General features: G+C 57.6%; 15 protein-coding genes and 1 tRNA gene. 11 read left to right on the forward strand and 5 right to left on the reverse strand.

The annotated features are described in order from the left end of the window. Positions 1-58: 58 nt before the first annotated feature. Genes AC1RTP_RS18255 through AC1RTP_RS18265 form a run of 3 tightly spaced genes read left to right on the forward strand, consistent with a single transcriptional unit; the run spans position 59 to position 2,369 of the window. Positions 59-451 carry a hypothetical protein gene (locus AC1RTP_RS18255; RefSeq protein ID WP_498609235.1) on the forward strand — a complete coding sequence of 131 codons (393 nt, stop codon included), beginning with the start codon at positions 59-61 and terminating at the stop codon, positions 449-451. Positions 452-471: 20 nt separating this feature from the next. Further along, positions 472-918, forward strand: a complete 447-nt coding sequence (locus AC1RTP_RS18260) for a MarR family winged helix-turn-helix transcriptional regulator (RefSeq protein WP_498609237.1) — start codon at positions 472-474, stop codon at positions 916-918. Further along, positions 915-2,369, forward strand: coding sequence for an MDR family MFS transporter (locus AC1RTP_RS18265; RefSeq protein WP_498609239.1), 1,455 nt, complete (start codon positions 915-917; stop codon positions 2,367-2,369). The genes AC1RTP_RS18260 and AC1RTP_RS18265 overlap by 4 nt, the downstream gene beginning before the upstream one ends. On the opposite strand, the gene AC1RTP_RS18270 is transcribed toward AC1RTP_RS18265, so the two are convergent. Continuing rightward, positions 2,366-2,944: a hypothetical protein gene (locus AC1RTP_RS18270; RefSeq protein WP_498609241.1), complete on the reverse strand. Its 579-nt coding sequence runs from the start codon at positions 2,942-2,944 to the stop codon at positions 2,366-2,368. The two genes, AC1RTP_RS18265 and AC1RTP_RS18270, sit on opposite strands and share 4 nt — an antisense overlap. Before the next feature lie 227 nt (positions 2,945-3,171). On the opposite strand from AC1RTP_RS18270, the gene AC1RTP_RS18275 reads away from it, so the two are divergent. Then, a complete protein-coding gene (locus AC1RTP_RS18275) occupies positions 3,172-5,910 on the forward strand; it encodes a TonB-dependent receptor (protein WP_498609242.1) in 2,739 nt (912 codons plus the stop codon). On the opposite strand, the gene AC1RTP_RS18280 is transcribed toward AC1RTP_RS18275, so the two are convergent. Together AC1RTP_RS18280 and AC1RTP_RS18285 are read right to left on the reverse strand one after the other, a co-directional pair. Beyond that, positions 5,907-6,596, reverse strand: coding sequence for a YjjG family noncanonical pyrimidine nucleotidase (locus tag AC1RTP_RS18280; RefSeq protein WP_498609244.1), 690 nt, complete (start codon positions 6,594-6,596; stop codon positions 5,907-5,909). The genes AC1RTP_RS18275 and AC1RTP_RS18280 overlap by 4 nt on opposite strands. 51 nt (positions 6,597-6,647) lie before the next feature. Then, a tRNA-Lys gene (locus AC1RTP_RS18285) sits at positions 6,648-6,723 on the reverse strand. Positions 6,724-6,816: 93 nt separating this feature from the next. On the opposite strand from AC1RTP_RS18285, the gene AC1RTP_RS18290 reads away from it, so the two are divergent. After that, positions 6,817-7,032, forward strand: a complete 216-nt coding sequence (locus AC1RTP_RS18290; protein WP_498609246.1) for a hypothetical protein — start codon at positions 6,817-6,819, stop codon at positions 7,030-7,032. Then, positions 7,032-7,715 (forward strand): pentapeptide repeat-containing protein, encoded by a 684-nt coding sequence (locus AC1RTP_RS18295; protein ID WP_498609247.1) that lies wholly within the window; start codon positions 7,032-7,034, stop codon positions 7,713-7,715. The genes AC1RTP_RS18290 and AC1RTP_RS18295 overlap by 1 nt, the downstream gene beginning before the upstream one ends. Here AC1RTP_RS18295 and AC1RTP_RS18300 read toward each other — a convergent pair. Then, positions 7,712-9,892 carry a DUF945 family protein gene (locus AC1RTP_RS18300; RefSeq protein WP_498609249.1) on the reverse strand — a complete coding sequence of 727 codons (2,181 nt, stop codon included), beginning with the start codon at positions 9,890-9,892 and terminating at the stop codon, positions 7,712-7,714. The two genes, AC1RTP_RS18295 and AC1RTP_RS18300, sit on opposite strands and share 4 nt — an antisense overlap. A gap of 90 nt (positions 9,893-9,982) precedes the next feature. Here AC1RTP_RS18300 and AC1RTP_RS18305 point away from each other — a divergent pair, with 90 nt between their 5' ends. Next, positions 9,983-10,648: a hypothetical protein gene (locus tag AC1RTP_RS18305; RefSeq protein ID WP_498609251.1), complete on the forward strand. Its 666-nt coding sequence runs from the start codon at positions 9,983-9,985 to the stop codon at positions 10,646-10,648. Between the two features lie 24 nt (positions 10,649-10,672). Here the strand turns inward: AC1RTP_RS18305 and AC1RTP_RS18310 are convergent, their stop codons facing one another. Further along, on the reverse strand, positions 10,673-11,329 hold the full coding sequence (locus tag AC1RTP_RS18310) for a hypothetical protein (protein WP_498609253.1): 657 nt from the start codon (positions 11,327-11,329) through the stop codon (positions 10,673-10,675). 330 nt (positions 11,330-11,659) lie between these two features. Here AC1RTP_RS18310 and AC1RTP_RS18315 point away from each other — a divergent pair, with 330 nt between their 5' ends. The 4 genes from AC1RTP_RS18315 (at position 11,660) to AC1RTP_RS18330 (ending at position 13,479) form a co-directional block, all read left to right on the forward strand. Further along, positions 11,660-11,917 (forward strand): hypothetical protein, encoded by a 258-nt coding sequence (locus AC1RTP_RS18315; protein WP_498608570.1) that lies wholly within the window; start codon positions 11,660-11,662, stop codon positions 11,915-11,917. Between the two features lie 57 nt (positions 11,918-11,974). Then, positions 11,975-12,322: a hypothetical protein gene (locus tag AC1RTP_RS18320; protein WP_498609255.1), complete on the forward strand. Its 348-nt coding sequence runs from the start codon at positions 11,975-11,977 to the stop codon at positions 12,320-12,322. 157 nt (positions 12,323-12,479) lie between these two features. Next, on the forward strand, positions 12,480-12,935 hold the full coding sequence (locus AC1RTP_RS18325; RefSeq protein WP_498609257.1) for a hypothetical protein: 456 nt from the start codon (positions 12,480-12,482) through the stop codon (positions 12,933-12,935). A gap of 130 nt (positions 12,936-13,065) precedes the next feature. Next, positions 13,066-13,479 (forward strand): SMI1/KNR4 family protein, encoded by a 414-nt coding sequence (locus AC1RTP_RS18330; protein ID WP_498609259.1) that lies wholly within the window; start codon positions 13,066-13,068, stop codon positions 13,477-13,479. The last annotated feature ends 443 nt before the right edge of the window (positions 13,480-13,922 follow it).

The raw sequence follows: 13,922 nt of genomic DNA on the forward strand, positions 1-13,922 counted from the left end.
GCGGGAAAGATTCACTTTCTCATAATTTGCAGCAGACTGGAAGAAAAGGGTTGCGAAAATGGAGGAACGTCTTTTCTTTGAGGGATTGCAGGCGCTGGCGGCTTCCGCCTTCCCCAAGCACTGCAATGTCTGCGGGCGCGTATTCAACACCGCAGCGGACTTCATGCAGCAAACCCAATCGGTGCGCAAGGACGTCTCTGGCCTCAAGCAAAGCTTTGACGATGACAGCGTGGCGATCGTCGAGGCTTATCGCAACTGCCTGTGCGGCTCCACCCTGATGGACTTTTTCTCGGACCGGCGTGATGTCTCCGAAGCTGGCAGCCGGCGCCGTGAGCTGTTCGACAAGCTGCTGCCCCACCTGGAAGGAAAGGGAATGAACAGGGCGGCGGCGCGCACGCACCTGTTGGGGCTTTTGCGCGGCCAGCAGAATTCCGATAAAATAGATAGGTAGCCTAACTATTTTTATCTTGAATGTCAAAATCACATGAGGCGCGCGTTCACGCGTTGTCCGAAGAATTACGCCTGGTGCTGAAGCGCCTGGTGCGAGAAATGCGGCGCGACGCCAGTGAAAATGGCGGCGACATCCCGCTGGTGCAGTACATGCTGCTGTCCATCATCCAGGAACAACCCGGCATCGGCGTGGCGGAACTGGCGCGCCTGGAGAATGTGCGCGCCCCGACCATGAGCGGCCATGTCAAAGCGATGGAGGAGGCGGGCCTGGTGGAGCGCAGCGCGCCCGATCCGCAAGACCGGCGCCGTTCCGGCCTGCAGGTCACCGGTCTTGGCGCCGAGCGCCTCGAAGCCTTGCGCGAATCGCGGCGCGACTGGATGGCGAATCGCGTCAACCGCCTCACGCCGGCCCAGCTGGCCGCGCTGGAAGCGGCCATCGAACCCCTGAACGAAATCGGAAAAGCATGAAAGACACGCCGGTCACCGAGCGCGAGATCCGCGCCGTCTATCTCTCCATCATGGCGGTGCTTGGCCTGAGCGCGCTGGACCAGAGCATCGTCGCCACCGCGCTGCCGCGCATCGTGGCCGACCTGGGCGGCATGGCCCACCTGTCCTGGGTGGTCACGGCCTATGTGCTTGCGTCCACCGCGACCATGCCGCTGTATGGCAAGCTGGCCGACCAGTACGGGCGCCGGCCGATGATTTTTGTTGCGATGGGCGCCTTCCTGTTTGGCTCCGTGCTATGCGGCCTGTCGCAGAATATGACGCAGCTGATTGTGTTCCGCGCGGTGCAAGGCGTGGGGGCGGGCGGCTTCTTGCCGCTGGCACAGATCATCATCGCCGACATCATTCCGCCGGCGGAACGGGGCAAGCGCATGGGCATGGTGCCGGTGGTGTATGCGGCCACCAGCCTGCTGGGGCCTGTGCTGGGGGGCCTGATTACCGATGCGCTGTCATGGCATTGGACTTTCTATGTCAACCTGCCGGTGGGCGCGGTGGCCTTCTACGCCATTGCGCGCGCACTGCGCAAGGAAACCATCCACCACGCGCATCGCGTCGATTACCTCGGTTCGGTGTTGATGACGGGAGCGATCACCTCGGCGCTGCTGGTGCTGGCGCTGGGCGGCACGGAGTGGCCATGGAATTCTGTGCAGGTGCAGGTTTGCAGCGTGCTGGCGCTGGTGCTGGGCGGCTGGCTGGCCGTCCATGTGCGCCAAGTGCCGGAACCTGTGCTGCCGCCGGATTTGTTCGGCAACCGCGTGTTCAATATCGCCAGTGTGGTGATGGCGCTGACCTTCATGGGGTTGATGGGGGCGACCGTGTTCTTCCCGCTGTTTTTCCAGGTGGTGATGGGGAGCAGTCCGGCCAGTTCCGGCATGCTGACCGTTGCCATGATGCTTGGCCTGGTCGGCTCCTCGATGGTGAGCGGGCGCCGGCTGGCGCGTACCGGCAAGTGCAAGGGCGTGCAACTGGGCGGCCTGGTGGCGGCGCTGGTGGCGTTTTCCACCCTGGCGTGGGGGATGGAGGCCAGCTGGGGCTATGGCGTGATTGAGCCTGCGATTTTCCTGCTTGGCGCGGGCCTGGGACTGGTGATGCCGAATATGACCATCGCGGTGCAGAACGCTTTGCCGCTGGCGCGCCGCGGCGTGGGTACGGCGATGCTGACTTTCTTCCGCTCGCTGGGCGGCTTGCTGGGCGTGACGGGTTCGGGCGCCATGCTGGCGCGGTCGCTGCATACCCACGGGGTGCAGGCGGTGGCGGCGGTGGGGCTCGGCGTGAGTGTGCTGCCATCGACGGTGGCCGTGTACCGCCACGCAATTGCCGGCATCTTCGGCGCCGGTGCGGTGCTGGTGCTGCTGGCGCTTATCGTGCTGTTGTTCCTGCCAGAGATTCCCCTGGCAGGCCACAAGACGGATTAAGGGGCGATGAGCAGTCCGGCGAGCATTAGCAGCCAGAATAAACCGCCAAGCACGCACCAGATAATGTTTGCAGCCGTAAATGTCGCGTTGTCGGCTCCGCTTGGGTCGCCGCAGCGCGCATTGATTTCGCCCTGAACGCTCTTAAGCAGCAGGCCGGTCGGCACCAGCAACAGCAGCGTACAAATATTGACATAGGGCCAAGCCCAGCCTTTGTCTGCCAGGCGCCACATGATATTCGACGTGATTATGAGGACCACCATGAACGTGGCATTCTGCCTGGAGTCCCAGGCGCCGCGCTCGCCGGTGGCGTCGTGGTCTGCAACGTTGCGGAACAGCGAATGCTGGAAGAAGACCGAGAAGATCGTACGCGGGATAGGCCAGACGCCTTCATCGGTTGCCTTGTTGTGCAAGGCCCAGTTCTTATAGTTCCAATACCGGAGATAGAAGCCGAATGTCATGAAATACAGGATCAGCAACTTGCGCGTTGAAACGACATAGAAGCGATTATCCGAACGCGTTGCCGTTTTCGGCTCTTCGAAGTTGGAGAGGGGCGGGGCGTAAATGTTATCGGTCATGTTCAATCTAGCAATAAAAGATTGCGAATTGTAACGATTCGTACGGGCGAGAACGCTCTCGAATAGTCACTTGTTGCAAGTTTCCTACACGATTCCTATGTGGCCGACGCCCCTTTGTGGAAACGACACATATGTTTTCGGAATATCAAAACGAAAAGACGCAATACTTTCAACTTTCACGTCCCGCATAAGATTGACTCACCAAAACCAGAACAATGGAGACAACAATGCGTAAGACTGTATTGGCAGCGCTGATTGCGGAAATGCTGCTGCCCCTGGGTGCCTTTGCTCAAACCGCCGACGAGGCGATCGATCCTTCGGCCAAAATCGTGGTGAGCGGCGTGCGTGCATCGCTGGCTTCCTCGCTGGCGACCAAGCGCCTGCAAGAGGGTGTGGTCGATGCCGTGTCGGCCGAAGACGCCGGCAAATTCCCGGACACGAACATCGCCGAATCCCTGCAGCGCGTGACCGGCGTGCAAATCCAGCGCAATAACGGGGAAGGGCGCTACATCTCGGTGCGCGGCCTGGGCCCGGAATTCAATAATGTGCTGGTCAACGGCCGCACCATGACCAGCGACACCGGTGGCCGCGATTTCTCTTTCGACCTTTTGTCTTCCGATTTGATTTCGAAAGCCCTGGTCTACAAGACTTCCATGCCTTTCCTGCCTGAAGGCGGCATTGGTTCGACCGTGGATATCCAGACTGCCCGTCCGCTGTCCGGCAAGCCTGGCCACACTGGCGTGGTCAATGTGTTCGACTCCTACGATTCGAACTCCAAGAAGAACACGCCAAACGTCAGCGGCATGTACTCCTTCGCCAACGAGAACAAGACCTTCGGCGTGACCGGCTCGCTGTCCTACACCGACCGCGCCTCCAAGCAGAACAAAGCCATCAACGACGGCTGGAACCTGCGCGACGTCTACATGATCGACGGCGACCTGAATTCCAAGGGCCTGACCATGGCCAACGTCACCAGCAAGAAGCTGCTGATGCCGCAAAGCTTCGGCTACCAGCAGGAAATCGAGAGCCGCAAGCGCCTGGTCAGCAACCTCACCGTGCAATACAACCCGTCGGCCGACTGGAAGCTGACCGCCGACGCGCTGTACTCGCGCCTGAACCAGCGCAATGACGTGATCGCGATCAGCGACTGGAACAACCCGGTGCAGCTGGGCGTCAAGACTGACGCGAACAACCAGGTGGTGAGCTTCTTCCGTCCGGGCGCGAACTTCTTCGCCAATAACCCGGCCCTGGTGGGCGACGGCACCGGCGTGCTGACCGACGCCAACTCGAACGACATGATCGTCAAGGGTGGCGACCGGCTGTCGATCACCAAAGCCTTCGGCCTGAATTCGAAGTGGAACGTCTCGCCGGAATGGAAGCTGGAAGGCGATATCTCGAATTCGCGCACCACCACCAAGACGCCGGACCAGTGGATCGTGGCCGGCATGGTGCCGAAGAATGGCGACACGCTGACCTTCGGCAGCATGCCTAGCCTGCAGTTTGGCGACGGCATTACCGACCCGACGGCGGTGCGCGCCCACGCGGTGTCCAATAAAGATGTGCGCTTTGCCGATGAATTGAGTGAAGGCCGCATGAGCGCCTCATGGTCGCATGAGATGGGCGCTTTCAAGGGCCTCGACACGGGCGTCTCGTATTCGCAGCGCAAGGTGGGCCGCAGCCAGTGGGAGAGCGATTCCTGGAATGCCTTCAGCGGCTACCACGTGTCCCTGCCATCGTCGCTGTTCACGGTGAAATCGCTGGACAACGCCTTTGCCGGCGCGCCGGCCAGCTACCTGAGCTTCAATCCATACGACTACATGGCCTACCTGAACCAGCCTTCGACGCTGGCGCTGTCGAACGACCCGGCCCTGTACCTGGATAAGACCAAGTTCCCGAACGGCCCGATGTCGATCGACTACACCAAGCCGAATATGTGGAGCGTGAAGGAAAAAGTATCGAGCTTCTTCGTTGATTCGAAATGGGAAGGCGAGCGCTGGTCGGCCAATGCCGGCGTGCGCGTGGTGCATGTGAATTCGACTTCGACCGGTATCAGCCGCGAACTGCTGTCTGCCACCAAGAGCCCGAACGACACCACCTACATCCTGAACTACGGCCCTGCGGTGCAAACCTCGGTCGACAACAGCTACAACAGCTTCCTGCCATCCGGTAACGTGAAGTTCGACCTGACCGACGAGATGGTTGTGCGCCTGGCGGCATCCAAGACCCAGACCCGCCCAACCCTGAACCAGATGGGCGTTGATAACTGGTACGGCGGCCGCTTCGGCGACGTGCAGACCGGCGGCGGCAACCCTTACCTGAAGCCGATGGAGTCGAAAAACCTGGACCTGTCGTATGAGTGGTACCTGTCCAAGACCAACTTCCTGGGTGCGGCGCTGTTCCATAAGAGCGTCTCGAACTTCCTGGAGAAGCGCCTGGAAGACATCAAGATCCCTCAGTACACGGAAGTGGTACATGACACCCGTATCCGCAACGGCCAAAAGGGCAAGATCAAGGGCATTGAGCTGGCAGGCCAGTTCGCCTTTGATAACAGCAACGCCTGGCTGAAGGGCTTCGGCGTCGCCGCCAACTACACCTTCGTCGACGCCACCGCGAACCGCGACGATGCAGCTGCGCTGGATTGCGGCTACCCAGGCTTGTCGAAGCAGTCGTGGAACGGTTCCGTGTTCTATGAAAACGAGACCTTCTCGGCGCGTGTGAGCTACAACTGGCGCAACAAGTTCGCTGTCGATTGCGGCGGCGGCAGCACCCAGCCGCGCACCCGTGCAGCGTATGGCCAGTACGATATGAGCCTGCGCTACAACCTGACTCCGAAGATCGCGCTGTACCTGGATGGCATCAACCTGGGCAACGAGCGTATGCACGAATACGCCAACAACGAGAGCCAGTTCCTGACCCTGGAGGATGTCGGCCGCCGTGTGAATGCGGGCCTGCGCTTCGCCTTCTAAGCGAGGAGGGGCGCGATATCGTCGAGGTGGACGGCTTCGAAAGTGGGCAGTGCTTCCGTGTCGTTGCTTAAGCGGCCCGGGTTGAACCAGCAGCTTTCGATGCCGAACCGGTTGGCGCCAAGGATGTCGGCGTCAAGCCGGTCGCCCACGATGATGGTCGCGTCCTTGCGGAAGGGGGCGCGCGCCATCTTCGTCGCATATTCGAAGAAGCGGCTATCGGGTTTGGCGTAGCCGCAGGCTTCGGATGTCGCGGTGAATGAGATGTAGTCGCCCAGCCCCGAGCTGGCAATGCGGCGATCCTGGATGCTGGCTACGCCGTTGGTAATGATGCCCACTTCTCCGTGGGCGGCCAGTGTCTCGCACAGGCGCTTGGCGCCATCGATCAGCACGACGTTTTCCGAGAGCGACTCAAGGTAGCGGTGGCTCGCCCGCTGCGGGTCAAGCTCCAGCGCATTTGCCGCGAAAGTCTTGCGGAAGCGCTCAACCTTCAGGAATTCTTTCGTGACCGTGCCGGCTTCAAAGGCACGCCACAATTCGAGATTGACGCCCTGGTATTGCTGGAACAATTCGTCGATGTTGTCATTGAAGCCCAGTTCGCGCAACACGCGTTCGAAGGAGAGCTTTTCGGAAGCCCGGAAATCCAGCAGGGTGTCGTCGAGGTCGAAGAGGAAGAGGGTGTGCTTCATAGTGCAGATAATAAAATAGCCAGCCCGAAGGCTGGCTATTCTATCTTTTTCTGGTAGGCCGTGCGGGGCTCGAACCTGCGACCAACGGATTAAAAGTCCGCTGCTCTACCAACTGAGCTAACGACCCGAAGGGCCCGAATTATATAGACCCCGGATCGTTTCGGCAAGCGCGGGGGCGGAGATTATAATCAGGGCACTTGAAGCTCCACCGGACCAGATCATGACTTACGAAGAATACCTTGACGAAGTGACCACACTCATCTTCGAAAAATACAACCTGAAGGACTCGCTCGCCGTTAAGTTGGTAATGGATGCGCAAGACGCGGAGTTTTTTGTGCGTCATGACGACGACAAGAAGCTGCGCAATATCGACCAGGCGCACAAGGACGCCAAGAAGATTTACGACGCCTACGCAGCCCGCGCGCCGCGCCGTTGATGGAAGGGCAAGCAAACCAGGTCGCCGGCGTCGCGCTGGATCGCGACTCGCTGGCGCAGCACATCGCCGCCGGCGTCCGCCATTTCGTGCAATGCGGTTTTGATGATGAAGACCTGTCGCGGCTTGACCTGCAGGACTGCGTTTTCGATCGCTGCACCTTCAATGAATCGATCCTGTACGCCAGCAAGCTGGCCCGCACCTCATGGCAGCGTTGCCGCGCGATGTCGGCGGATTTCGAGTCGGCCGATCTGGTCGACGCACAGTTCAATGGCTGCGACCTGAATAACAGCAAATGGCGCCGTACCAAGCTCGCATCCGCCAGCTTCCGCAGCTGCAAGCTGACTGGCGCGGAATTTGAGGAAGTCTCGCACCTGGGCGCTCACTTCGAAGAATGTTTGCTGGTTGGCGCTGATATGCGCCGCTTCTCGTTCCGCAAAGCGGTATTGAAACAGCTGGACTTTTCGGACGCCGACCTGTCCGGGTGCGACTTCCGCGAAGCGGTGTTTGAAGAATGCAGCCTGCGCGAAGCGGTGATGAAGCTGACCCGCTTCGAAGGCGCGGATTTGCGCGGCGCCGACCTTGGCGGCCTTAAGCTCGCCGACGCGCGCGCCTTCAAAGGAGCGGTGATCGCCCACAGCCAGGCCGCTGCCATCCTGGCTGAATTGGGAATGATTGTGGCTTAGTGCTGGAAGTCGAACTTGCAGTCGGCAGTTGAGCAATTCAGCGTGAGGACTTCGACAGGGAAGTTCACATCCTGCACCAGGGTTTCCTCGCCGTTTACGACGAAGTAGACTTGCTTGCCCTGCGTGTAGACCAGTACGTCGAATTCATCGCCCGGCTTGAACTCGTTATCCAGCCATTTCTCATTAGTGCGCTGGCTGCTTTCAGGGCCACGAATATTGCTGCTGGCGTGAACCTTCGGCGACTCGCCACGTTGTCCCTGCAGGTTAAAGCAAGCTATGTCGCTTGGATTGATTGCAGACACGCAGACAGCCAGCAAAGGCCCCCATTTCTCATGGGGCTGGAGATTATCCATCGAGACGGTAATTCTGCGATGCTTATCCTTGTTGAAGCGGAAGTTCTTTGTGCTGACATAGCCGCCTTCCACGGACTCAGGGAAAGACCAGGGATCTTTCTTCGCTTCCTTGGACGGATTACGGTCAGAAGGCTCGTAAGCGGCATTGGCTTCCTTCATTGCCTTGACGGCGTCGGTATATCCTTGGCGAGCGGATAACTGCAAGTAGGCGGCGGCCTTTTTCCGGTCCTTGGCCACGCCTTTTCCTTCGCTGTGAAGACGATACATCAGGTACTGGGCTTCGCTGTCGTCGGATTCGTCTGCTGCTTGCTGGACCATGCCAGGAATGCCTGCATCGTCAAGCTGCCCGTCCAGGTAGAACTTGCCCAGGGGGACGGCCGCGGAGTGCTGGTATTTCTTGAAGGCCTTGGTGCACCAGTTGAGCGCCTGCTGTGCGTCCTTTTCGACGCCGACGCCGTTCGCAGTTCGTTTACACATCTCGAGCATGCCAAGGCCGTCGCCGTTCATGGCAAACAGCTGCGCCGCTTCCAGCCCCCGGTCGCGCATGTAAATGGCGACAGGAGGTTCAGCATCGGCCGGAGGCAGTTTCTTGTCTTCGAACAGCGCCATCAACGGCCCCAGCGGCACGTTGGTGCCGTTGACCGCCAGCAGGCCGCCTTTCAGCTCAATGGTAGTACGAAGCACGTTTTTGTCCAGGCGCGCGTAGTTGTTGGCCAGCGCTTTACCCAGCATCATTTCGTAGATCTGTGCAGACATCTGCTCAACCGAAATCTTCGCGGCATCACGGCTCTTGTCGTTGCGCGCCATCGCATCGGCGGCTTCACGCAGCAAGGAGAGGGGGACGGCGATTTCCAGCCGGCCCGCCAGCTTCTTGAGCGCGGCGGAGCCGGATTCGAAATCGGCTTCCGTGGCGTTAGGCATCGACAGATGGCCTTTGATGGCGACCTTCTGGCCGTTATAGCTGGCGCTCAGGTCCTCGATGTCCATCGAAGCGCCAAGCAAGACCAGGCGTTTCAGCAAAGGCAGGTAGCGCGCCAGCGACTGGCTGGCCTTGGATTCGTCCAGGCCCTCAACGCGCATGCGGTCCAGTTCCACCTTCAGGTTCGCCATGGCTCCGGCGTCGAGTTTGCGCCAGCGCAGCGCCATGTGCAGCTTGTCGATCGCGTGATCTTCCGTGCCCATGCGGCCGAAAGTGAATTCGGAAAGACCCGAGAAGTACTGGCCTTTGCGCTGGAACTCGTTAGAGAAGCGGATGCCGTCGACTGAAAATTCGTCCACTTCTTCGCCTGCCGGCACGAAGCGCATCTTGCCGATTTCGCCGCGCGATTTGCTGCTCCAGTAGTCCGGCTGCATAGAGCCCGCGGTGCTCAATCCCTCCAGATCGAGGCGGAGCTGCTTGTCGACAATGCTCAGCGAAGACATGCTGGCGCTGCTCGTCAGGCTGCCGTTTGGCGCAACCCCCAATTTCATGCTGGCCTGCGCCCACTTTGTTTGTCCGGATTCGTCCTGGAACTGGCCTGCGGGCAGTGTGATGCTGTAGTTGGCGCGGCCTGCGGTGGCCGGTTCGCGCTTGACAACCAAGGGGCTCTCGTTGCCGAACACCGTCCGTACCGCAGCCATTTGTTCGGGCGAATAGACGTTCTTGCTGGCTTTATCCGGCTGGATGATTTTTCCTTGTTTGATCACCAGGCGTGAGCCGAGCTCGCGCATCACGTAATCGCTTGCCAGTACGGCAGGACCTACAGGTTTTGGTGTTTCAGCTGGTTCGGCAAAGGCAAGGGGAGACAGGGCAAGCAAGGCCCAAATGAGGTGCAGTTTTACCACGATGGAGTCGTTTTATTTATTGCAAAAATAATATTTTAGCAGTTTTGCAGTGTAATATTTTGCCTCTGGAAATTTTTTGAGAATGATCCAATGCACGTAGAACTTCCTAAAAAGGGTGCGCTCGCCTCGTTCAAGGGCTTTGCGAGTGAGTACGCGATGATTGTCGTGAGTATCCTGACCGCGCTGGCGCTGGAACACGGCGCCCAGACCTGGCACCACAACCATCGCGCGCATGAGGCGCAGGCAAACATCGAAGCGGAGATGCGCACCAATCTTGAGGAAGTGCGCGCTTCAATGCGCAAGAACCAGGAAGAGATCGTCAAACTGGATGCGCTGCGCGAAGTGCTGCGCAAGGACATCATCGATAAAGTGGAGGGCAAGCAGTTGCTGGAACACTTGAAGCAAACGACCAAGGGCAGGTTTGGCCTGAGCCAGTCGATGCCGACCTTGCGCCGCGAAGCGTGGGAGGTGGCGGTGGCAAGCCAGGCGGTGAGCTGGATGGATTCTTCGCAGCTGCAGCGCTATGCCGGCGTCTATGCTTTCCAGCGCGATTTCGCGCAGAACAGCGTCAGTACGGTGCAGATGCTGCTTGATGCGCCGGCGCTTTTCAACCGTTCGTCTGACGTGGAATTCGGCGTGATCGATGGCACGGGCCTATATCACTCGGTGGTGCAATTGCAGGGAGCATTGAACGGCACGCAGAATTCCCTCGCCGACTTGGAAAAGGAACTGCTGCGCGCTATACCCAAGGCCTGAGATACGCTTGCGGCGCCTCTCGTTCTAATCAAGCAGCAAATCCTCAAGCCGGCGATAGCCCTGACGGCGATCAGGTGAGTTAAGGCGCGCTCTATCTTCAGCCACCTTCGCCTGATTTTCGGATTGAAGTCGAGCCTGGGGCGGAATTGGAAGCACGCGAGGAAGGTGTGGGCGCGGCGGTGGCAGCACACTCGCAAATTTCGGTGCAGTCTGTTCGGGAGGCTGTAGTGCTGGAGCAGGTGCAGGAGTGGTTTGCGGCACTGCTTGCCGGGCCAATCTGCGGCGGTGGTCATCGGCGCGTTTCCAATGATTCTCGCTTGGGAAGAGCAAAGACACTTCCGCCCAGGCGCTGCGGGAAATGCCTTTGCAGCGGCAGATAAATTCATGTGGCGATACCGAATCGCCCAGATGAACGATGTCATCCCCGATGACTTCGGCATATGCAAAGCCGGTGCGATTCCAGGCGCGTATTTGGGTGCCTTCGGGCAGAAATACCGTTTTCCATTGGTACCCGCGCAGGCGGATGGGAGCTTTGTTGGCGCCCTCGGTACGGGCTAGCCATTCGTCAATGGCGATCGCGGCAAGTTCGCCGGCACTCAGTTCAGCTTGATGGGCGTCGGCATACTGAAGTAGCCGGCACAGGGTGGCGGGTGGTATCGCTAGGGTCGCTATGTCTTTCATGCTGTTTTCCTCCGCTGTTTTGCGCTGAAACGCGCTGTTTTCCGCTGCTTTTGGTTTAGACCGCGTGGCGTGAACTGGGTTCCCCCAAAAACAGCGGAAAACAGCGGAAAACCTCACAAAACAGCGGCTCATTTCAGCGGAAACGACATATATAGTTTGGCGGATCACCCGCAACATATATACCTATCGAGCGTTGGGGAGCCTTGGCGTGCGAACACTACGTTTTTCGTATAGGCAAGATGGTATGCTGGGCAAATGGTGGTCGGCATTCGGCCAACAGCAGCCCTTGATCTTCATTTGGAGTAGAGCCTTGAGCACGTTAGGATCTAAATGGTGAACGCCACTGAGCTTCTAGAAAAATCTCTTTCGCATGGGAGGCCCCTTGAGCTCGCATTGGCTGACTTACGTCAGAATGAAGTCTCTCCAATTGAAGTAATCAAAGCAATTCGCTCTGTGCTAAATGTTGACCTTCGCGAAGCCAAGCAGATCTTCTCCAGTTCACCGGCTTGGAGTGCTGAAAATGCAGCGGCTGATCTCTTCCACGAGGAGATATTGACCGTACTACAGCCAGACAATAAAACCTTATAGGCGACGTACGGCCAAGAGCCGCCGGATGCGTTTGAAATCAATGCAGATTGGAGAAGTATGCTCAAGATAGTTTTTCTTTTTATATTTATATTTCTCAGCGGAGGCGCGCAGGCTCAGAGTAAATCTGCGGCTGAATCACCAGATTTGCAAGCTCCTGTGCTTTTGCCAAATCAGGCAATTAAATTGGCTGAAGACTATTTAAGACAAGTCAAACGCATCGAGCGAAATAAATTTCGACTGCACAGCGTATCTTATAGGTATTTTTCAACCACTCCGCCGCCACCTGGTGTTACTGCTTCTGGCTGGAGTATTGATTTTGACTGTGTACCGGACCAGTTGGATTGCAGTTATTCAGTTGAACTGTCGAATGCGAAAAAGCCGAAAATTGTAGCGTTTCAACATTGAGGTGGAACGAAAACTCCAGAATAGTATATCGTAGGAAATTAGGCCGTATTCGGCCAATAGCCGTCGTTCTGTTGGGTACGCAAACTAAAATGAAAATCGCCCTCCCAAGAGGTGACGCTTCGCAGATTTACAGAATGTTTTAATGTGAAAGTGGATCATGTCGGAATTTTCAAAATGCGACCTGACATTTGTTTGTCGAGAAAGCTGGGAAAATCTTACGGATGCTGGTAGCGCTGATGTTCGCTATTGCACGAGGTGTGACAAGAGTGTCTTCAAAGTGCGTACACGTGCGCAATTAGAGCTGGCTTCACAAATCGGCCGCTGCGCAGCACTCACTGATGATAACGAAATCGTCGGCTGGATCGGAGAATCGGATTTTGACTGGATGGCGGAGCAGTCGGAGACGGTGGCAATTCGAACGGGTCATCCGTTAGACCCGTCAACGGAGAGCCGCCTTCGCTTGGCGTTTCCCAAAGTGACTGAGATTGCCGCTGGGGTCCCGCCGGGCAAATGGATCGTGATCGGCACATTCTCGCAGCAAGTCGCCGCAAGCCTGGAAGCTGAGATTCGTGCTCAATACCCCAACCTGGAAATACAGGAACGCTTAGGATGAGTATGCCTTTGCGTTTACGAAGAATACGGCGGTAGTAGCCGGCCAATAGCCGCCTTTCCCGACATGGCTTCCCTTCATGCCATATTGCCAATTTACGATGTATAACATGTTGGACTCGAAAATGAGGGCATTGAAAGCACTGACCGAAGAAAATCCAGATGTATTTTGTGGCGCCGTCCGTGAAACTGAAGTGACGCTGTTTGAGTTGGAAGCTCAACTCGGGGTCACCTTGCCAGTTGACGTCAAATGGTTCTTGCTAGAATGCGGCTCCGGTGGCAGTGGCGCATTGCCGAATGCGCGCACTTCAATTTTGGACACCATTAGATTTCGAGCAGCCATCGCATTGCCAATGAAGTACGTAGTCCTAGAAGAACGGACCGATGCGGGAAGCGTATTCCTTGACACCTCAACAGGTTCGGTTGCGTGGGTGGATTCGCACGCAATTTCTGCCTTCGCCGCTGGTCGAGCTTTGGCTTCCGAATTTGATGAGTTTTCGAGCTTTGCGGAATGGGTCAAAGAATGCGTCGAACAGGCCAATGACTAAGCGAGCCAACAAAATGATCAACCGGGCGGCCTACGCGCTGCGCGCCCCAGCTGCCGGCTGTCGCGCAAGTTGATACCGCAGGCAGAACCCGGCCATCTTCAGACAATTGACGATCCGTCGTTTGACTTATATCTAAATCCATATGAATTTGACTCCGGAATTAGCGGACGCAATCGCGACAAATTTCGTACTACCGATACTTTGTGTCTTTGAAAAAGAAACATCCCAGCGAATTCAAGCTGACGTTGCGCTTATGTGCGCCGAGAGTGTGGCCAGGAGAGAAGTTCAATCGAGCGTTAGTCCCTTGCCACAGACTGCGAAGGGGGAAGTCCGAATCGCGATTCGGGAGGCTTATCACCAAGACTGCTTTAGTTTCGAACTTGAATCCATTTTCCAAGGGATCGCACCCGGAACAGGTTTTTCAGGAATTGCTGTTCGGGGAA

Source organism: Pseudoduganella sp. GW821-FHT11H04, assembly GCF_058807935.1.